The following is an 18,828-nucleotide window of genomic DNA, read 5'->3' as shown; positions in this document are numbered from 1 at the left end:
CAATCAAAAGGGAGTGTTTCAATTCGCCAGATACCCGCCATCCACCGGCAGCATCGTGCCCGTGACGTAGCTGGACAGCCGCGACGCCAGAAACAGCACGGGGCCGACCAGCTCTTCGGGCTGACCGACGCGGCCCATCGGCGTATGCGCCATGAACCGCTCCATCGCCTCGGGATTGGCGCGGGTGCCCTCGGTCATCGGGGTGGCGATCACGCCCGGCGCGATGCCGTTGACCCGCACCCCCTCGGAGGCCAGATCACAGGCCAGCGCCTTGGTCAGTTGAAGCACCCCGCCCTTGGACGCGGCGTAGCTGGCCGAATTGCGATAGGCCACGAACGAAGCGATCGAGCCGATGTTGACCACGCGGCCCCCGGTCGCCTTGAGCTGGGACAGCAGCGCCACGACCATATTCGCCGTGCCGTTCAGGTTGACGGCGACCTGCGCGTCCAGATGGTTGAGGAAATCGGCCTCATGCGGGGCGGTGCGCCGGGTGATCCCGGCATTGTTCACGAGGATCGACACATTGCCGAACACCTCCTTCGCGCGATCCGCGAAGGACGCGCAGGCCGCCCGATCCGTCACGTCCAGCGCCAGACCCTCGGCACGTCCGCCCTCGGCCTTGATGCGATCCGCCTCGGCCTTCGCACCTGTTTCATTCATGTCACACAGCAGCACCGCCGCGCCCGCCGCGGCAAGTCCGCGCGCAATCGCGGCCCCGTTGCCCTGCGCCGCGCCGGTGATCACGGCGACATCCCCTTTCAGCAAATCATCCGAAGCCTCGGCCATCGGTGTCATCCTCCCCGTTCCACACGCTCCGAATTCGGAATAGCGAAATCAAAATGGCGTTCTGATTTCGGAGCATAAGTTACATATTATGTAATCTAGTTCATTACACGTAATCTTGATTACTAATGGAAATTCTGTCAACTCCTATTCGCGACTGTCGGGAACGGCTCGGAAAAAGGGTACGAAATGAACATGGACCGGATTGTTAGCGGTGGGGATACAGCGCCCGAGAAAGCAAAGGGCGGCGTTCAATCCGTTGAGATTGCAGGCACAATTCTGGATGTCCTGATTCAGGCCGATGGCCCGTTGAAGCTGGCCGAGATCTCGGCCCAGGTCGGAATGCCGTCGGCCAAGGTGCATCGCTATCTGGTCAGCATGATACGGATCGGCCTCGCCCTTCAGTCAAAGGAAACCTCGAAATACGATCTGGGGCCTGCGGCATTTCAACTCGGCATCAAGGGGTTTGCCCGGTTCCAGCCGTTGAAGGTGGCGGAACAGATGTTGAACGACATGGTCGAAATGGTGGGGGAGACAGCGGCCCTGGCCGTCTGGACCGAAAAGGGCCCGACCATGATCCGGGTGATCGAGGCCCGGCACGATTTCGCCACGACCATCGCGCCCACGCATCACTGCCCGCTGACCTTCTCGGCCACGGGTCTGCTGTTTTCCAGTTTCGAGGACTCCGCCCGCAGCGATCCCCTGATCGAGCGTGAGTTGGAGCAGAACCGCAATTCAGGCCGGTCCAACGCCCCGAAAGACCGCGGCTCACTGGCCGAGGCGATCACCGAGACACGCAACCAGGGCTACGCCGTGATGAGCAATGGCGGCGGCGACGGGTTTGGCGCGGTCAGCGCGCCGATCTTCGATGTGTCCGGGCGGCTTTGCATGGCGTTGACATTGTTTGGCCGCACGGATCGCGTGGATGCCCGCCCCGACGGCACCCTGGCCCGCATCGTGTTGCGCACGGCCGAAAAGGTATCGTCCGCATTCGGGTACAAGGTCTAGCTTTCCCGGATTCGAACCCGGGGCCCCTGCCCCATGGCCGCGCCCTGGCTGCGTGTCCTAGGACAGGTTCGCCAACTGGCGCAGGCACCTGCGCAGGATGGCGTTTTCCTCGGGCGTGAACTGCGACATCAACATGCGATCGTAGCTGCCGGCCTTGCCACACAAGGTCTTGTAGGCTTTGTGCCCCTCCGTCGTCAGGCACAGGCTTTCAAAGCGGCGATCGTCGAGGTTCCGCTGCCGTTTCAGAAAGCGGATATCCTCCAGCGCGCTGACCGCGCGGCTGACCTTGGTCTTGTGGGTACGGGAACGGGTGCAGATGTCGCGGGCCGTCATCTCTCCGTACCGGCCAAGGTGGAACAGCACGCGCCATTGCGTGCGCGTCATCCCGTATTCCCGCTTGTAATTGTCCGCGAACCCGCTGCTCGTAACCTCGGCGGAGATGTTGAGCAGGTAGGGCAGGAAATCCTTGAGGTCGAATTTCGCGTCGGGGTCGTCCTGCATGGCCCCACCCGCGCCGTGCGCAGCTTGATCTGACATTCACGATTTTCCGTTGATAGTTACATTTTCAACCAATACCCAAATGATAGTTTCATATGCAACGATTCGTTCGAGCCACCATTCGAGCCACCAAAGGGGTCCTTCATGAACAAGCACTCTTCACCTTCGATGAACATCGCGCGGACACCTGTGGGAACGACCGAAGGCTACATGCCGGGGTTCGGGAACGACTTTGAGACGGAGGCCCTGCCCGGCGCATTGCCGCAGGGGATGAACAGCCCCCAGAAATGCAATTACGGCCTGTATGGCGAACAATTGTCGGGCACCGCCTTCACCGCGCCCAGCCATCAGAATGAACGCACATGGTGCTACCGGATTCGCCCCTCGGTCAAACATTCGGGCCGCTACACGCGGCTTCAGCCGACGCACTGGAAATCCGCGCCGCATGTCATCGACGATGTGACCAGCCTTGGCCAATATCGCTGGGATCCGCTTCCCCATGCGCAAACGCCGATGACCTGGCTGACCGGAATGCACACGATGACCACCGCCGGTGACGTGAACACGCAGGTCGGCATGGCCTCGCATGTCTACCTCGTGACCGAGAGCATGAAGGACGAGTATTTCTATTCCGCCGATTCCGAACTGCTGGTCGTGCCGCAGGAGGGCCGCCTTCGCTTCTGCACGGAGCTGGGCATCATCGACCTGGAACCAAAGGAGATCGCCCTGCTGCCCCGTGGTCTGGTTTACCGCGTCGAAGTGATCGAGGGCCCCGCCCGCGGGTTCGTGTGCGAAAATTACGGGCAGAAGTTCGAGCTGCCCGGCCGTGGCCCGATCGGGGCCAACTGCATGGCCAACAGGCGGGATTTCAAGACCCCGGTCGCCGCCTTCGAAGACCGTGAGGTGCCCAGCACCCTGACGATAAAATGGTGTGGCCAGTTCCATCAGACCCAGATCGGCCACAGCCCGCTGGACGTCGTCGCATGGCACGGCAATTACGCGCCGGTCAAATATGATCTGCGCAATTACTGCCCGATCGGGGCGGTCCTGTTCGACCATCCCGACCCGTCGATCTTTACCGTTCTTACCGCCCCGTCGGGCGTGCCGGGCACGGCCAATATTGATTTCGTGCTGTTTCGCGAACGCTGGATGACGCAGGAGGATACGTTCCGCCCGCCCTGGTATCACAAGAACGTCATGTCCGAGATGATGGGCAATATCTACGGCAAATATGATGCAAAGCCCAATGGCTTCGCCCCCGGTTCGGTCAGCCTGCACAACATGATGATTCCGCACGGCCCCGATATGGAGGCGTTCGAGAAGGCCTCGAATGCCGAGCTGAAGCCGGAAAAGCTGACCGATACGATGTCCTTCATGTTCGAGACCCGCTTTCCCCAGCACCTGACCGTCTTCGCGGCTAAGGAGGCGCCGTTGCAGGAGGATTACATCGACTGCTGGACCTCGCTGGAAAAGAAGTTCGACGGGACGCCGGGCAGGAAATGAAGCTCTATTCCTACTGGCGATCCACCACATCCTACCGCGTGCGCGCGGCGCTGAACCTCAAGCGGCTGGCATATGAGACGATCCCGGTCGATCTGGTCGCCGGCGATCAGAACGCGCCGGAATATGCCGCGCTGAATGCCGGCAAGGGCGTGCCGACGCTGGTGCTCGACGATGGCGCGGTGCTGACGCAATCGCTGGCGATCATCGAATATATCGACGCCACCTGGCCCCAGCCGCAATTGATCCCCCGCGAACCCATGGCGCGGGCGCGGGTCATGGCGATTGCACATGCCGTCGCGCTGGACATTCATCCGGTGAACAACCTGCGGATCATCGGACAGCTGAAATCGCGGTTCGGCGCGACGCCGGATCAGGCAACCGACTGGATGCGCCATTGGATAATCGAAGGCTTCACCGCGATTGAGGCGATGCTGCCCGACGGCGCGCCCCCCGAAACCCCCGACATTGCCGGGATCTGCATCACCACGCAGGCCTACAACGCCCACCGCTGGGGTGTCGATCTGCGCGCGTTCCCGAAAATCGCGCGCATGGAACAGCATTGCCTGCGCATTCCCGCCATCGCCGATGCGCATCCCGACAATCAACCAGACAATCACTCAGGCGCAAGAGTATGACCATGACATTGATGAGAAGCTGGGTGACCGGCGCGAATTCCGCCGAAACCCCATTTCCCCTGAACAACCTGCCCTATGGCGTGTTTTCCACCGAGGGCACCGAGCCGCGCTGCGGCGTGGCGATTGGCGACATGATCCTCGATATGGCCGCCCTCGAAACCGCCGGACTGATCGCGCTGGCCGAGGGGGGCGTATTCCACGCGCCCTGTTGGAACGGCGTGATGGAACTGGGCCCCGATCTGTGGGCAAGGCTGCGCGCCCGTTTGACCGAGCTGCTGGCCGAGGGGTCCGAACACCGGGCCGCAATCGCGCCTTACCTTGTGCCGCAGGCGGACGCGACATTGCATATGCCGTTGCGCGTGTCCGAATATACCGACTTCTACGCCGGGCGTCAGCACGCGCAGAACATGGGCGCGATGCTGCGCGGCTCCCCCGATTTGCCGGCCAACTGGCTGCACATCCCGGTGGGGTACAACGGGCGTGCGTCGTCTGTCGTCGTTTCGGGCACGGACATTCGCCGCCCCAACGGCCAAACCAAGGCACCGGATGCCGAGATGCCGGATTTCGGCCCGTGCAAGCGGCTGGATATCGAACTGGAAATGGGGGCAATCGTCGGAACCCCCTCCGCATTCGGCGCGCCCATCACCGTCGATCAGGCGGACGCGATGATCTTTGGCTATGTGCTGCTGAATGACTGGTCCGCGCGCGATATTCAAAGCTGGGAATATCAGCCCCTCGGCCCGTTTCAGGGCAAGGCATTCGGCACCTCGATCTCTCCGTGGATCGTCACCACCGCCGCGCTGGAACCGTTCCGCGCGCCCACCCCGGCGCGTGAGCGGACACTGCTGCCATATCTCGACAGCTCGATTGACGGGCTGTTCGATATCGAACTTGAGGTGTCGATGCAGCCCGCCGGCGCGGACAGGGCCACGACGCTGTCCAGAACCAATTACAACCGGATGTATTATTCCGCGGCCGAGCAGCTGTGCCACCATGCCAGCGGCGGATGCGGCATGAACACCGGCGATCTGCTGGGCTCGGGCACTATTTCAGGCCCTGACAAGTCCGAATACGGATCGTTGATGGAGCTTTGCTGGGCGGGTCGCGAACCCTTCACCCTCGACACCGGCGAGGTCCGCACATTCATCGAAGACGGTGACACGCTGACCCTGCGCGGCAGGGCCGTCGGTGACGGTTACCAGATCGGGTTCGGAACGTGCACGGGCACGATCCTTCCCGCAGTGAAACTCCCCTCATAAGGACCGGAACAATGGCAAAAGCATTCGCATCCCAAGGGGATATGTCGGAAAAGAAAATCACGTTCGACGAGGTGGGCAAGGGCCTGTGGGCCTTCACCGCCGAGGGCGACCCGAATTCCGGCGTGATCATCGGCGATGACAGCGTGATGATCGTCGAGGCGCAGGCAACCCCGCGTCTGGCCAACAAGGTCATCGAAAAGGTGCGTGAGGTTACGGACAAGCCCATCAGCCACGTCGTTCTGACCCACTATCACGCCGTGCGTGTGTTGGGGGCCTCGGCCTATGGCGCCGATCAGATCATCATGTCCGACGCGGCCCGCGCCATGGTGGTGGAGCGCGGACAGGAGGATTGGGACAGCGAATTCCAGCGCTTCCCCCGTCTGTTCGAGGGGCATGAGAGCATCCCCGGCCTGACCTATCCGACGACGACCTTCAGCGACACCATGACGGTGTATCTGGGCAACCGCCGCGTGGATATCAAACATCTCGGCCGGGCGCATACGGCGGGCGATGCCGTCATTCACGTGCCGGATCAGAATGTGATGTTTACCGGCGACATCGTCGAGGACCATTCCGCCTGCTATTGCGGCGACGGCTATTTCGCGAATTGGGGCCAGACGCTCGACAATATCAAGGCCTATGAGGTTGACGCGATCGCGCCGGGTCGCGGTGGGGCGCTGGTGGGCAGGGACGCGGTCGACAGCGCGATCGAGGGCACCCGCGATTTCCTCGACAGCACCTACAAACCGGCGCAGCGCGTCGCGATGAAGGGCGGCACGCTCAAGGACGCATGGGACGCCGTTCGCGCCGAATGCGACCCGAAATTCCAGGATTACGCGATTTACGAGCACTGCCTGCCGTTCAATGTCAGCCGCGCATATGACGAGGCGCGCGGCATCTGGCACCCCCGCATCTGGACCGACACCCGTGATCTGGAGATGTGGGCGCAATTGCAGGGATAGGAGCCGGGCAGATGGTAGACGTCCGTTACGACATCGCGTTCAAGATGTACCCTTACCGGAAGGTGCCCGCGATGGGGGCCGCGCCCGTGCGCCATCCCGTCGTCATCGTGGGGGGCGGCCCGGTCGGCATGGCCGCCGCTCTCGATCTGGGGCGCAAGGGAACGCCGGTTCTGGTGCTGGACGATCATGAGGGCATCGGGCGGGGCAGCCGCGCCATCTGCTTTGCCAAGCGGACGCTGGAAATCTGTGACCGTCTCGGGGCGGGAAAGGTCATGCTGGACAAGGGCGTCGTCTGGAACGTCGGCAAGGTCTTTCACGGGGATGAGCGGGTGTTCGAGTTCAACCTTCAGCCCGAGGATGGCCACAAGGCGCCCGCCTTCATCAATCTGCAACAGCCCTATTTCGAGAAATTCCTGGTGAACGAAATCCGCGCCGCGCAGGCCGACGGCGCGCCAATCGAAATTCGCGGCCAGAACGCGCTTGTCGGGCTGACCCGGCATGACGATCACGTGCTGCTGGATCTGGACACGCCGGACGGGCCCTATCAGGTTGAGGCCGAATGGCTGATCGCCTGCGACGGTGCCCGCTCCACCACGCGTGAGGGTCTGGGCCTCAGCTTTGACGGGCGCGTGTTCGAGGACAATTTCCTGATCGCGGATGTCAAGATGAAAGCCGACTTCCCCACGGAACGTTGGTTCTGGTTTGAACCGCCCTTCAAGGACAGCGGTGCCTCCGCCCTGCTGCACAAGCAACCGGACGATATCTGGCGCATTGATTTCCAGCTGGGCTGGGACATCGACCGCGCCACCGAACTTCAACCCGACAAGATCCGCGCCCGCATAGATGCGATGCTGGGCGAAGGCGCGGAATATGAGCTGGACTGGACCTCGATCTACACGTTCCAGTGCCGCCGCATGGAAAAATTCCGCCATGGCCGCGTTCTGTTCGCCGGCGACAGCGCGCACCAGGTCTCGCCCTTCGGGGCGCGCGGCGCGAATTCCGGCGTTCAGGATGCGGACAATCTGGCGTGGAAGCTGGACCTGGTCGTCAAGGGCCTGGCCCCTGACAGCCTGCTCGACACCTATTCCGAGGAACGCGTGCGCGCGGCGGATGAAAACATACTCAATTCCGTGCGCGCGACCGATTTCCTGACCCCCAAGACCGAGATCAGCAAGACCTTTCGCAACGCGGTCCTGAAACTGGCGCAGCAGCACGCCTTCGCGCGGCCCCTGGTCAATTCCGGCCGTCTTTCGACACCTTGTGTCTATGACGGGCTGTCGCTGAACGGGCCGGATGAACTGGACGGACCCGCGCGCAGCCGGGTGGGTGCGACCTGCGCCGATGCCCCCATGGCGGAGGGCTTTCTGCTCAACCGCCTTGGGGGCGATTTCACGCTTCTGGCTCTCAACACCACGCCGCCGGACATGGCGGATACCGACGGTATTGCCCTTCGCACAATCACGTTGGAGACATCGCGCGACGATCCGACCGGCGCCATTGCCGCGCGCTATCTGGGGGATCAACCCCAAGGCATCTATCTGATCCGCCCCGATCAGCACATCGTTGCGCGGTGGGCGACAGCCAGTACAGCAGAGATCGAAACCGCCATGCGAAATGCAACAGGACGAGGGATATGACCGAGGAACTCAATCTGACCCCAAACATCCCCGACCCGGACGGGTTTTACGATGAACTGCTCGCCGCGCATGCGGGGTTGAGCAAGCCGGAAAGCGATGCGTTCAACGCGCGGCTGATCCTCGTTCTGGCCAACCATGTGGGCGATCGCGCCATCCTGCAACAGGCGCTGAAGGCCGCCGGTTAGGCCCCCGTCGCCCAGCAGAATCTGGCACGATCCGGTCGGCAATCACGCCGCGCTGCGCCCCAGATCGACGCCGCCGCCCGGCAGGTCGCCCGGCAGGTCGCCCTGGCCGAACGCCACCTCCCCCGCCGGGGCGTCGCGCTGCGCCATCGCGGTGCGGTACAGGGCCACGCAATTTTCCACCATGCGCCGCTTGCCATAGCGTGAGGTCGCCCAGTCGTGCACCGCGCGGCGGTCCAGCGTCAGCGCCTGCCGGATCGCGGTGGCCAAAGCCTCCGCCGTATCTGCCTCGCCCGTCTCTGCTGCCGCCACGACGCCGCCCCGGCCGATCACCTCCGCCGTCGCACCATTCGCCAGCGCCGCGACCGGCACGCCGCAGGCCATCGCCTCCGCCGCGACCAGCCCGAACGGCTCCTCCCACAGCGGTGTGAACAGCAGGACGGAGGCTTGCGCCATCTCCCGCGCGAGGTGCTGCATGTCGGAATGCCCCTCATACCGGATATCTTCGGTCAGATGCGGGCGCACCTCGTTCTCGAAATAATCCGCATGTTCGATCGTGCCATGGATCGACAGGCCGATCCCCGCCCGCGCCGCCGCCGCGACGGCCAGATGCGTGCCCTTGTTCGGCGTGATCCGCCCGGCCCACAGCGCCCGCCCATTGCCCCGCGGCTGAAAGGTAAAGCTGTCCGTGTCGATGCCGTTATACAGCACATGCGCGCTGGACGGCGCACCGGCGGGCCACCAGACATCCCTTTGCCGCTCCGAACAGACGGTAAAGCGGCACCACGGCGCGGCGCTGTCATTCACGGATTGGCGCAAGGCCTGAAAGGGCGGAATGTGCAGGGAGGTAACCATCGGGATGCGGTCGCGCCGGGACAGGCGCGGCGGATAGCGGTGCAGGCTGTTATTGTGCACCACGTCGAAATCCGCCAGCCGGGGCAAGGCGCCGGCAAAGGCCGTGTCGAGCAGGTTCGTCAAAACCTCCGTTCCATGGAACCGGTGCCAGGGATAGTGCCTGTCGTAATGCTCCTGCATCAGCGGAACCAGCGCGCCGGGCGCATCGCTATCGCCCGAGGCGAACAGCGTCACCTCATGCCCGGCCTGGGTCAGCCAGTGGCACAATTGAAAGGCATGCGCCTCCATCCCGCCCTTGAACGGCTGCGCGATGGGGTGGCGGACATGGGCGATCAGGGCAATTCTAAGGGGCCGGTCCATCCTATTGCGCCGCGATGGTGGCGGCGTCGCCTTCTGCGGCACGGCGTTCCAGTTCCTTCAACACCTTGTCCGAGCTGGCAAAGGGCTGATGCTGCTGCTGACGGCACAGGGCGAAGTCGTCCTCATCCGGGGCGCGGGCGACCTCCAGCCCGTCGGCACCCTCGCGGATCAGCCCCATCAGGCGAAAGGCCCGCAACCAGTGCTCCATCGTGCGGTGGCCCCACTTGTCCGCGAAAACCTGCGTGTTGTGCAGGATCGAGGCGAGGTGGTGGATCGGCGGCATGCAATGCGCGTGATATTGATGATAGACCCGCGCGCCACGCTGCCACCAGAGGGGGATGTTCCTTTCGGCCACGCTGCGCCCGAAATCCGTATCCTCACCGCCATAGCCGGTAAAGCGTTCGTCAAAGCCCCCTGCCCGCTGCCAGTCATCGCGGTGCATGGCGAAGTTCAGCGACCAGAAACAGCGATAATCCCGGCAGGGGTCGATCCCCTCCAGCGGCGGGCCGCGACGCTCCGAATGACGGACGGAGAGGCGGTCGAACCGCGCGTCGTCCAGCCCGCCATCAGTCGCCCCGGCGGGCAGATATTGCACCTCACCCATGAACAGCCCCGCGCCGGGGTGGACATGCCGTGCGTAATCCGCGACGAATTCGGAATGCGGGATGCAATCCACGTCGAGAAAGATCAGCACCTCGCCCCGCGCGGCATTGCCCACGACATTGCGCGCCCGCGCCAGCGGCAGCGCCTCGGTTTCGCGGGGAACCACGATCTGACGCACGGGAAACGGAGTCTGGGGCAGGTCGTCATAGATTGCATCCTGCATCACCCCGATGACCAGCTCACCGGGCAGGCTGGTCTGCGTGCAAAGCCCGCGGATCAGGTTTTCCAGATGCGACAGACGCCCGGCGCAGATCGTGAGGACGGAAATATCAGGCATGTGTCGGCTCCTGTGACGCAATTTCGGGCTGGATGGGGTCGGTCGGGGTTGTTTCGGGCGGTGTAGGATCGGGTGCGGCGCCGAGCAGGTCTGCGCCCCTGTCCGCCCAGATGCGGGCGATCAACGCCTCGATCCAGCGGGCCGCGTCCTGCGCCGGGCTCGCGTCGATCAGGGCGCGTTGCAGGTCCGGGCGGTGGTCACGCTGCGCGCTCTCGACCGCCTCGACCCAGCGATGCGCGCTGGAGGGCAGATGCGGCAGATGCGTGCACGCTCCGGCGCGGGCGATGGCCTTCGCCTTTTCCACCTGCTCATCGAAATAGCGCCATTCCGGCACCGCGATCCACGGCTTGCCCGCCGCCAGAACCTGCCCGCAGGTCGTGTTCCCGGTCGAAGCGACCACCAGATCGGCGGCGGCGATATAATCGGGCGCGTTGTCCACCCAGCCGCGATGCGACAGGTTCGCAGGCTCCGTCGCGTGCCAGTCGCGCTGCACCTCGCCAATGGTGATCCAGTCGTAATCCGGCACGCTGCGCGCCGCGACCCCCAGCGGCGCCTGCGAGATGCCGTTGCCCCCGCCACCCGAAATGACCAGCGCGACCGGGCGCTGCGTGTCCACACCGATCCGCGCGCGGGCCGTGGCGCGGTCCGGCAGACCGGTATCCACGCCCAGACCGCCGAAGTTCCCCATCCTGGCCCGCATCGCCTGCGGCCAGTCCGGTTGCGCCAGATCGGCGTGGAACGGGCACAACAACCCGCTCGCCCCGGCATAGGCGGCGCGATGGCCGGGATCGCCGCGATCGCCATGCTGCACCACGACCACCCCCGGCACGGAACAAAGCCGCGCCAGTTGCGCCACCTCGGCGCTGACATCGACGATCATCAGGGCGGGATCGGCGCTGTGGAACCAGCCGGTGATCGTGGCCATCGCCTGCCGTATCGCGGGCCAGCCCAGGGGGGCGCAGTGCATCGTTTCGGGCGGCGCGATGCTGTCGGCGGAGGGCACCTCATCGCCCCGCCGCTCAAACAGTGAGGGGATGCGCTGGATCCGGACATTCCCCCTCAGCTCGGGAAAGATATCGTCCCGCGCGCAAAACAGCGTCACCGGGCGCGCGGGGGGCAGCGCGTTGACGATGGCGGCGGCGCGCACCGCGTGGCCGCGCCCCTGATGATGCACGAAATATCCGATGGGGCGCAGATCGCCGGGCCGAACGCCAGACACATCGCAAGGCAGATCGTCGGGGGTGTCGAGATTATCTTTCATGGCTCACTCCGCCGCGATCCGGGCGGCCGCTTCCGTGTCGAGGGCGCGCAACCCGTCCACCACGCCACGCGCATAGGGATACGCACTGCGATAGAGGGTCGGATTGCGCAGGGTCGCCAGCTCGGCATAGGCATTTGCGGGCACGATGGCGTTGGCGAAGCTCTCCAGCATGTCGCGATCATTGCCGCTGTCGCCCGCAACGATGCAGTCACCCTCCTCCAGACCGCTGCGCGCAGCCTCGAACCGGATGGCGGCGGCCTTTCCGGCCCGTTGCGGCAGCACGTCGATGAAGCTCGCGTGTGAGGCGATGACACGCCCCTCCACGCCCTCGGCCCGCATCAGATCGCGCAGGGCGGCAGCCTGATCCGCATCGCCCAGGAACGAGACCTTCCACCGCCGACGCTCATATTCCGGCTGGTTGCGGATGTGCAGCCGCGCGGCCAGATCCGCGACCGCCTCCGGCTCCCACCCGGGTGAGATATGCCCGGCATAATCCTGACACAGCACCAGCGCGGTTCCCTGCCGCCGCCAGATTTCGCTCCCGACGGAGGTGATGAACACGTCCGGTTCCGGCAGCTTCCACAGCGACAGCACGCGCTGCGCCTCACCCATCGCGCGGCCCGTGACGCAGGCAAAGCGGGTGTGGGGCCGCAGGTGCCGCCATTGCGCGAAACCGCGCACACCCTCCGGGCATCCGGTCAACGTGCCGTCGATGTCACTGGCGAAAAGCTGCGATGGCGCGGGGGATGCCGGGCGCGCGGAATGCAGGCCGCGCAGGATTTCCACGCTGCGCGCGGCATAGGCGGTCCAGTCGAATTGCGCTCTCGCCCTCTCCTGCGCCACGGCGGCGCGCCGGCGCGCGGGTTCGTCCAGTTGCGACAGGCAGGCGGCGGCGATGGCCGCGTCATCGGTCGGATCGATCAGCACGCCCTGATCCAGATCCTTGAGGATATCGGACGGCCCGCCCACCTGCGTGGCCACCACCGGCACCCCGACCTGCGCTGCCTCAACGATGGTCAGGCCGAACGGTTCGTTGAATGCCGGGTTCACGAACACTCCGCCCTGTGCGGCCAGCGTGTAAAGCGCCCTCACCTGCATCTGATCGTGACGGTGGGGCACGGCCACCTTGCCCTGCAGGCCATGCGCGGCGATCAGGCGCTCAACCTCCGCGATCACCGGGTTGGAGGCGGGACCGACGGGCCGCTGCCCGGCCAGAATGACCAGATTGGCGCGGCGTTGCAGCGCCGGCGTCGCGGCATAGGCCCGGACGAGGGCCGCCAGATTCTTTTTCCGCACCGGGCGCGCGATGGCCAGCAGGATCGGCTTTTGCGGATCGTCCAGCAGCGGATCAATCAGCGCGCGCGCCGCCTGCGCGCCGGAGTCCGGCGGCAGCATCACACCGGGATTTACCCGATGACACCGGCCCGCCGCGCCCTGATCATAGGCCAGAACCTGTCGTTCCGCCTCATCCCGAGAGGACACGAGGATCGCATCCGCCCCCGCAATCGCGGCGCGTTCCCGCGCGATGCGCGCCCGCTCATCCGGGCAGGCGGTTCCCAGCGCGGCGACCTTGTCCAGCGCCAGCGAATGCGGTGTGTAGAACCACGGGATACCGAACCTTTCGGCGGCAGCGGCGGCAATTCCGGCGGCATCCGCGAAATGCGCGTGGATCACGTCGGGGCGCGGGCCACGGGCCAGATGCTCCAGAAAGGCCTCCTGATAGGCCGCAACCTCAGCCGCGAGGGCGCTTTTCTCCAGATACGCAAGGTTGCGCGTCGTCAGGCGGCGGATGGTGCAGCCGGGCACGATCTGCTCCACCTCCGCCCGATAGCGGCCTTCGAACCCGTCAAAGGCACGGGTGAAGATCTCGACCCGCCCGACACCGGCGCAGGCGATCTGTGCCATCGCGGCCCCCAGGATATAGCCGATATGCCCGCCGGTATCCTCGGTCAGGCCGTAATTCACCGGCGGCGCGGACAGGCACCCGCCCAGGGCCAGATGCACGATATGCACACCGCGATCCGCAGCCGCCACCCTGCCCCTGCCCCGGACCGGGCCGGGCGAGATCCGGCCACGTGCAATCTTCGCGATATCGTTACTGGCGGCAGGAATGTCCTGATGGTAGTTTGACTGAGCGGAGGGCATCGGCGGGTCCTTTCAACAAGGTCACAACGGCGGGCCGCGCAAAAGGATGCGTGCCAACCGCCGCGAAATGCCCGATTTCCCGACTTTGTTCGAAAACAATATACTACTGTTCAGCTGCGCGATTTTCGCTTTGACTTGGCCAATTGCCGCGTTACGGCGCGCGCGTTCACGTGAACCAGTCCGTATAAAGGCCCTGCTGAACGTCGCGGTAGCCCACGTCACGCTCCATCCCGGCGACATCCAGCAACCGCACGCTGCGCCCGTGGTTTTCCAGCCGTCCCTCCTTGCGCAGGGTCTGGAACATCCGGTTCACGTAAACCGTGGTGACGCCCAGAATATCCGCGATTTCCGCCTGACTGAACGGCAACTCGAACCGCGCCGATTTATGGCCGGACAGCGGCGCCAGCCGGTCGCGCATCTGCAACAGGAAGTGGATCAGCCGCGACGCGCCGTCCATGCGCGTCAACGCCCCCAGCCATTCGCGCAGCACGATCTGGTCCAGACTGCTCAGCGACACCAGCAGGGCGGCAAGGCGCGGCGCGTCCGCAATCAGCTCCGCGAACAGGACGCGGGGAAAGGTGCTGACGCTGCCATCGGTCTGCATCTGTATGCTGTGCACGGCCTCCGCCCGGCCCAGCTCCGCCAGGCCGATAATCTCCCCCGGCAGATAGATCCGCAGGATCGGCGCGCGCCCGTTGACGCAGCGCCCGCGCACGATGGCCCAGCCATAGCGCAGGACGTGACCGTCGGTCATCGGCTCCCCCTCGGCATAAAGGGTGGTGCGCGCGGCGACCGGCCGTTCCTCACGTTCCAGTCGGGCGATCCAGTCACGCTCCTCGGCGGTCAGAACGACGGACCGTTCCAGACGGCAGATCAATGCACTTTTCATTCCGCCTTTCTCCATCCATGGGGCAGAGGGGGCCCGCGTCCTGAAATGTCACGCCATCCGCATGTTACGGATCGACAGCCTCCCGGATCGAGCGGAAGACATGGCGACACGCGAAACCCTCAGCCATCGGGGCGCGAACCCCATCGGGACCGTATCCCAGACGCCCGGCAATTTCCGGCAGCGGCCCCGCTGGCGCGGCGTCCAGATAGCGGGCATTGCCGTCGTGAACATCGTGCACCCCCCGGTGAAACGGCGCCGGGTCGAGCGCGAGAAACGCCGCCACCCGGTCCATCACCTGAGCCGGCGCGGCGCAAAGGTCCTCGTATCGCAGCACCAGCGCGCAATGCAGATACGACAAATCCCGCTCGACGATCTGGTAAGCCGCCTGCCAATGTTCAAGAAGTTCGCTCTCGGTTTTCCCCGACCATTTCGCCGTGGCCCGCGACACGGCGAGGGGGTGACGCACCAGAAAAATGAAATGCGCCATGGGGAAAAGCTGTTGATACAGCCGCGCGCGCAGCAGGTTCACCGGCGATTTCTCGATCCGCCAGGGCGTGCCGGGCTGGAACCAACCGTCCCAGTCGCGGGTCAGGCGGGTGGCGGTTTCCAGCGTGTTGCAGGGGCTGAGTTCCGTCAGATGCTGATCGGGATCGTGGGCGAAGTCACCGGGCACCCCATGCCGCGCGGTATGGGCAATCGCACCTTGCAGATAGACGCCCTCCTGTTCCGGGACCGGCGCGCCCTCGATGGTGCCGATGTCAGGATGCTGCCCGATCAGCCCGGCCAGCAGGCTGGTGCCCGAGCGGTGCAAACCACCGACGAATACATAGGATGGGCGTTTCACCATCTCCCCTCCCCCGCAGCAATGATTGCGTATGCCCGACAATGCCTGCGACAACGCTTCCCACGGTGGCACGGTTCCCCGCCCCGGCCCGCCGGGGGGGGGGGTCAGAGCATTTCGCCCACCGCCTTCACCAACTCCTGCGCCTGAAACGGCTTCGCGATCCTGCGCCGGTCGCCCAACCCCTCGGGCAACGAAACCGTCGCGTCGGAATAGCCGCTGAGGAAGACGAACGGGATGCCCCGTTCCTTCAGCTCCTGCGCGACCGGCAGGCTGACCTTGCCCTGCCCCAGATTGAAATCCAGCAGCGCCGCACCCGGTGCCTCCCGCGCGATCTGGTCGAGCGCGGAGGCGGAATTGGTATGCACCCAAACAGTATCATACCCGGCGTCCAACAGGGTCATCTCGATATCCATCGCGATCAGCGCGTCATCCTCCAGCACGAGGATCGCGGCCTTGCTCATTCATCTTCTCCAGTTCATCTGAAGGCTTTGCCCGTCCTCATCCTAATCCACCGCGCCCTCACGCGAAAGATCGCTTTGCTCCACCCGTTCAGTCACCGAATTGCCGAAGCTGGAATGCCAAAACCGGATTGCCAAACCGGGTTGGACGGCCCGCGCGCGGAGGGGCCGTTTTCGTCCCATGATGCGCACATGCGGACGCCTTGCGCGCCCCGCAGGGGTCCGCGCGTCTGCGCAGACCTTGGCGATAGGTGTCGCGGGGGCCTGCCCACCCGCCAGCCTTCCGCCTCAACAGCGGCGCATTTCAGGGGGCGCGACCTATCGTGACCGCACCCCCGATTGCCATGCTGCTTAGCCGTCGATCAGGCCGTTCAGCGTGGTGGAGGGGCGCATGATCCGCGCCACCTTTGCCGGGTCCGTGCGGTAATAGCCGCCCAGATCGACCGCTTCGCCCCGGCCCTGCTTCAGCTCCTCACGGATCGTGTCGGCCTTGTCCGACAGGGCCTTGGCCAGCGGCGCGAACTTTTCGGCCAATTCAGGCGCATCGCTCTGCGCGGCCAGCGCCTCGGCCCAGTACAGGGCGAAGTGGAAATGGCTGTCGCGGTTGTCGTCCTGCCCCACCTTGCGGCCCGGCGACTTGCCCTCACCCAGCAGTTTGGTGATGGCGTCGTCCGCCGTGTCGCCCAGCACCTTCAGCGCCAGATCGTCAGCACTTTCGCCCGCGAAGCGCAGGGATTCCGCCAGCGCGCAGAACTCACCCAGGCTGTCCCAGCGCAGGTGATTCTGCTCGACCAATTGCTGCACGTGCTTGGGGGCGGAGCCTCCGGCCCCCGTCTCGAACAGACCGCCGCCATTCATCAGCTTGACCACGGACAGCATCTTGGCCGAGGTGCCGACCTCCAGAATCGGATAAAGGTCGGTAAGGTAATCGCGCAGCACGTTGCCGGTCACCGCGATGGTGTTCTCACCCTTGAAGATCGTCTCGAACGCATCGGTCGTCGCCTCGGCCGGGGCCATGACGGACACCTTGTCCGACGCGCCTGCCGCCTCGATCTGCGGGCGGATCATCTTGAGCAATTCGGCATCGTGGGCGCGGGTCTCATCCAGCCAGAACACAGTCTTGTAGCCGGTCAGCCGCTGCCGCTCCAACGCCAGTTCGACCCAGTTCACCACCGCCTCGGACCGGGTGGTCGCCATGCGCCAGATATCGCCCGCCGCCACGTCATGCGACATCAGAACCGTGTCGCCGTCGCGCACCTCAACCGTGCCGGACTCCGACATCTCGAAGGTGGTGGGGTGCGATCCGTATTCCTCGGCCTTCTTGGCCATCAGCCCGACATTCTGCACCGTGCCGGCGGTCGCCGGATCCAGCGCGCCATGTTGCTTGAAGAAATCGACGCTGCGCGCATAGACGGCAGCGTAGGAGCTGTCGGGGATCACGCAATTGGTGTCACCCTCGGCCCCGTCCGGGCCCCAGCCCTTGCCGCCCGCGCGCAGAACCGCCGGCATCGAGGCGTCGATGATCACGTCCGAGGGCACATGCAGATTGCTGATCCCCTTGTCCGAATTGACCATGTACATCGGTGGGCGCTGGCCCAGCACCGCGTCGATCTCGGCCCGGATTTCCGCGCCGTTGTCCATGCCGTCGATCACGTCGAGCATCGAGCCCAGCCCGCCGTTCGGATTCGCACCCGCAGCGGCCAGCGCCTCGCCGTACTTCTCGAACACCGGCGCGAGGTACGTGCGCACCGCATGGCCGAAGATGATCGGGTCCGACACCTTCATCATCGTGGCCTTCAGGTGCAGCGAGAACAACGTGCCATCCTGCGCCGTCTGCGCAATCGCCTCGTCCAGGAAGGACGTCAGCGCGGCGACGCTCATGAACGTCGCGTCCACGATGGTGCCTGCGGGCAGCGAAATGCCGTCCTTCAGCACGGTTTCCCCATTCGCGCCCTTGTGCACGATGGAGAGGGTCGCGTCGCCGTCCAGCGTCACGCTCTTCTCATTCGAGCGGAAATCGCCCGCATCCATGGTGGAGACCCGCGTCTTGCTGTCCGCGCTCCACGTGCCCATGGAATGGGGGTTGCACTTGGCATAAGCCTTGACGGCGGCCGGCGCGCGACGGTCCGAATTGCCCTCACGCAGCACCGGGTTCACGGCCGATCCCTTGATGGAATCGTAGCGCGCGCGGGCGTCCTTCTCCGCCTCGGTGGCGGGAGCCTCGGGGTAGTCGGGCACGGCATAGCTCGCGGCCTGCAACTCACCGATCGCCGCAACCAGCTGAGGCACGGAGGCGGAGACGTTGGGCAGCTTGATCACATTCGCCTCGGGCTTTGTCACCAGCTCCCCCAGCCATGCCAGATCGTCGGACTGGCGCTGCGCCTCGGTCAGGCTGTCGGGAAACACCGCCAGGATACGCCCCGCCAGAGAAATGTCGCGCTCCACCACATCGACCCCCGCCATCGCGGCGAAGCGGCGCACGATGGGCAGCAGCGAAGCGGACGCCAGCTGCGGCGCCTCGTCGGTGACGGTATAAACGATGGGTGCGGGGGTAGACATGGACGGGCCTCTTCGTTGTACGACTGTTCTGGTATGCACTCATATACAGG

At 64.9% G+C, this 18,828-nt stretch carries 17 protein-coding genes; 7 read left to right on the top strand and 10 right to left on the bottom strand.

The features are described from left to right. Positions 1-18 precede the first annotated feature (18 nt). Positions 19-786 (bottom strand): SDR family NAD(P)-dependent oxidoreductase, encoded by a 768-nt coding sequence (locus tag H1S03_RS14235; protein WP_185804991.1) that lies wholly within the window; start codon positions 784-786, stop codon positions 19-21. Between the two features lie 192 nt (positions 787-978). Between H1S03_RS14235 and H1S03_RS14230 the strand changes: the two genes are divergently transcribed. Beyond that, positions 979-1,791: an IclR family transcriptional regulator gene (locus H1S03_RS14230; RefSeq protein WP_185804990.1), complete on the top strand. Its 813-nt coding sequence runs from the start codon at positions 979-981 to the stop codon at positions 1,789-1,791. A 57-nt stretch (positions 1,792-1,848) separates the two neighbouring features. On the opposite strand, the gene H1S03_RS14225 is transcribed toward H1S03_RS14230, so the two are convergent. Continuing rightward, positions 1,849-2,328: a MarR family winged helix-turn-helix transcriptional regulator gene (locus H1S03_RS14225; RefSeq protein ID WP_249777938.1), complete on the bottom strand. Its 480-nt coding sequence runs from the start codon at positions 2,326-2,328 to the stop codon at positions 1,849-1,851. Positions 2,329-2,433: 105 nt separating this feature from the next. On the opposite strand from H1S03_RS14225, the gene hmgA reads away from it, so the two are divergent. From hmgA to H1S03_RS14195, 6 genes are read left to right on the top strand one after another with little or no spacing between them, the layout of a single operon-like run. Beyond that, a complete protein-coding gene (gene hmgA / locus H1S03_RS14220) occupies positions 2,434-3,792 on the top strand; it encodes a homogentisate 1,2-dioxygenase (protein ID WP_166195626.1) in 1,359 nt (452 codons plus the stop codon). Continuing rightward, positions 3,789-4,427 carry a maleylacetoacetate isomerase gene (maiA, locus tag H1S03_RS14215; RefSeq protein ID WP_185804989.1) on the top strand — a complete coding sequence of 213 codons (639 nt, stop codon included), beginning with the start codon at positions 3,789-3,791 and terminating at the stop codon, positions 4,425-4,427. The genes hmgA and maiA overlap by 4 nt, the downstream gene beginning before the upstream one ends. 2 nt (positions 4,428-4,429) lie before the next feature. Further along, a complete protein-coding gene (gene fahA / locus H1S03_RS14210; protein WP_185804988.1) occupies positions 4,430-5,686 on the top strand; it encodes a fumarylacetoacetase in 1,257 nt (418 codons plus the stop codon). A gap of 11 nt (positions 5,687-5,697) precedes the next feature. Beyond that, entirely contained in the window at positions 5,698-6,648 is a 951-nt protein-coding gene (locus H1S03_RS14205; RefSeq protein ID WP_185804987.1) for an MBL fold metallo-hydrolase, read from the top strand. An 11-nt stretch (positions 6,649-6,659) separates the two neighbouring features. After that, positions 6,660-8,285: an FAD-dependent oxidoreductase gene (locus tag H1S03_RS14200; protein WP_185804986.1), complete on the top strand. Its 1,626-nt coding sequence runs from the start codon at positions 6,660-6,662 to the stop codon at positions 8,283-8,285. Next, positions 8,282-8,470: a DUF2783 domain-containing protein gene (locus H1S03_RS14195; RefSeq protein ID WP_185804985.1), complete on the top strand. Its 189-nt coding sequence runs from the start codon at positions 8,282-8,284 to the stop codon at positions 8,468-8,470. Before H1S03_RS14200 ends, H1S03_RS14195 begins: the two co-directional genes overlap by 4 nt. 42 nt (positions 8,471-8,512) lie before the next feature. On the opposite strand, the gene H1S03_RS14190 is transcribed toward H1S03_RS14195, so the two are convergent. The 8 genes from H1S03_RS14190 to H1S03_RS14155 all read right to left on the bottom strand — a co-directional run bounded on the left by H1S03_RS14190 (position 8,513) and on the right by H1S03_RS14155 (position 18,778). Further along, a complete protein-coding gene (locus H1S03_RS14190) occupies positions 8,513-9,682 on the bottom strand; it encodes a glycosyltransferase (protein WP_185804984.1) in 1,170 nt (389 codons plus the stop codon). A gap of 1 nt (position 9,683) precedes the next feature. Further along, positions 9,684-10,622, bottom strand: a complete 939-nt coding sequence (locus H1S03_RS14185; protein ID WP_185804983.1) for a glycosyltransferase family 2 protein — start codon at positions 10,620-10,622, stop codon at positions 9,684-9,686. After that, on the bottom strand, positions 10,615-11,883 hold the full coding sequence (locus H1S03_RS14180; protein ID WP_185804982.1) for a glycosyltransferase: 1,269 nt from the start codon (positions 11,881-11,883) through the stop codon (positions 10,615-10,617). The genes H1S03_RS14185 and H1S03_RS14180 overlap by 8 nt, the downstream gene beginning before the upstream one ends. Before the next feature lie 3 nt (positions 11,884-11,886). Continuing rightward, a complete protein-coding gene (locus H1S03_RS14175) occupies positions 11,887-14,028 on the bottom strand; it encodes an HAD family hydrolase (RefSeq protein ID WP_249777937.1) in 2,142 nt (713 codons plus the stop codon). Positions 14,029-14,194: 166 nt separating this feature from the next. After that, positions 14,195-14,917: a Crp/Fnr family transcriptional regulator gene (locus H1S03_RS14170; protein WP_185804981.1), complete on the bottom strand. Its 723-nt coding sequence runs from the start codon at positions 14,915-14,917 to the stop codon at positions 14,195-14,197. Positions 14,918-14,981: 64 nt separating this feature from the next. Next, positions 14,982-15,764, bottom strand: coding sequence for a sulfotransferase family protein (locus tag H1S03_RS14165; protein ID WP_185804980.1), 783 nt, complete (start codon positions 15,762-15,764; stop codon positions 14,982-14,984). Between the two features lie 101 nt (positions 15,765-15,865). Further along, the gene (locus H1S03_RS14160) at positions 15,866-16,222 is read right to left on the bottom strand and encodes a response regulator (RefSeq protein WP_185804979.1); all 357 of its coding nucleotides are present in this window, start codon (positions 16,220-16,222) and stop codon (positions 15,866-15,868) included. A 348-nt stretch (positions 16,223-16,570) separates the two neighbouring features. Beyond that, a complete protein-coding gene (locus tag H1S03_RS14155; protein ID WP_185804978.1) occupies positions 16,571-18,778 on the bottom strand; it encodes an NADP-dependent isocitrate dehydrogenase in 2,208 nt (735 codons plus the stop codon). Positions 18,779-18,828: the final 50 nt, after the last annotated feature.

The sequence above is a fragment of the Pontivivens nitratireducens genome (assembly GCF_014235845.1).
GTDB classification, from domain to species: domain Bacteria; phylum Pseudomonadota; class Alphaproteobacteria; order Rhodobacterales; family Rhodobacteraceae; genus Pontivivens; species Pontivivens nitratireducens.
Note: the sequence above shows the minus strand (reverse complement) of the source record. Positions and strands in the feature narration are given on the sequence as shown.

Coding starts and splice junctions, on each gene's coding strand:
- H1S03_RS14235 (WP_185804991.1), bottom strand. CDS start 786: ATGGCCGAGGCTTCGGATGATTTGCTGAAAGGGGATGTCGCCGTGATC.
- H1S03_RS14230 (WP_185804990.1), top strand. CDS start 979: ATGGACCGGATTGTTAGCGGTGGGGATACAGCGCCCGAGAAAGCAAAG.
- H1S03_RS14225 (WP_249777938.1), bottom strand. CDS start 2,328: ATGTCAGATCAAGCTGCGCACGGCGCGGGTGGGGCCATGCAGGACGAC.
- hmgA (WP_166195626.1), top strand. CDS start 2,434: ATGAACAAGCACTCTTCACCTTCGATGAACATCGCGCGGACACCTGTG.
- maiA (WP_185804989.1), top strand. CDS start 3,789: ATGAAGCTCTATTCCTACTGGCGATCCACCACATCCTACCGCGTGCGC.
- fahA (WP_185804988.1), top strand. CDS start 4,430: ATGACATTGATGAGAAGCTGGGTGACCGGCGCGAATTCCGCCGAAACC.
- H1S03_RS14205 (WP_185804987.1), top strand. CDS start 5,698: ATGGCAAAAGCATTCGCATCCCAAGGGGATATGTCGGAAAAGAAAATC.
- H1S03_RS14200 (WP_185804986.1), top strand. CDS start 6,660: ATGGTAGACGTCCGTTACGACATCGCGTTCAAGATGTACCCTTACCGG.
- H1S03_RS14195 (WP_185804985.1), top strand. CDS start 8,282: ATGACCGAGGAACTCAATCTGACCCCAAACATCCCCGACCCGGACGGG.
- H1S03_RS14190 (WP_185804984.1), bottom strand. CDS start 9,682: ATGGACCGGCCCCTTAGAATTGCCCTGATCGCCCATGTCCGCCACCCC.
- H1S03_RS14185 (WP_185804983.1), bottom strand. CDS start 10,622: ATGCCTGATATTTCCGTCCTCACGATCTGCGCCGGGCGTCTGTCGCAT.
- H1S03_RS14180 (WP_185804982.1), bottom strand. CDS start 11,883: ATGAAAGATAATCTCGACACCCCCGACGATCTGCCTTGCGATGTGTCT.
- H1S03_RS14175 (WP_249777937.1), bottom strand. CDS start 14,028: ATGCCCTCCGCTCAGTCAAACTACCATCAGGACATTCCTGCCGCCAGT.
- H1S03_RS14170 (WP_185804981.1), bottom strand. CDS start 14,917: ATGAAAAGTGCATTGATCTGCCGTCTGGAACGGTCCGTCGTTCTGACC.
- H1S03_RS14165 (WP_185804980.1), bottom strand. CDS start 15,764: ATGGTGAAACGCCCATCCTATGTATTCGTCGGTGGTTTGCACCGCTCG.
- H1S03_RS14160 (WP_185804979.1), bottom strand. CDS start 16,222: ATGAGCAAGGCCGCGATCCTCGTGCTGGAGGATGACGCGCTGATCGCG.
- H1S03_RS14155 (WP_185804978.1), bottom strand. CDS start 18,778: ATGTCTACCCCCGCACCCATCGTTTATACCGTCACCGACGAGGCGCCG.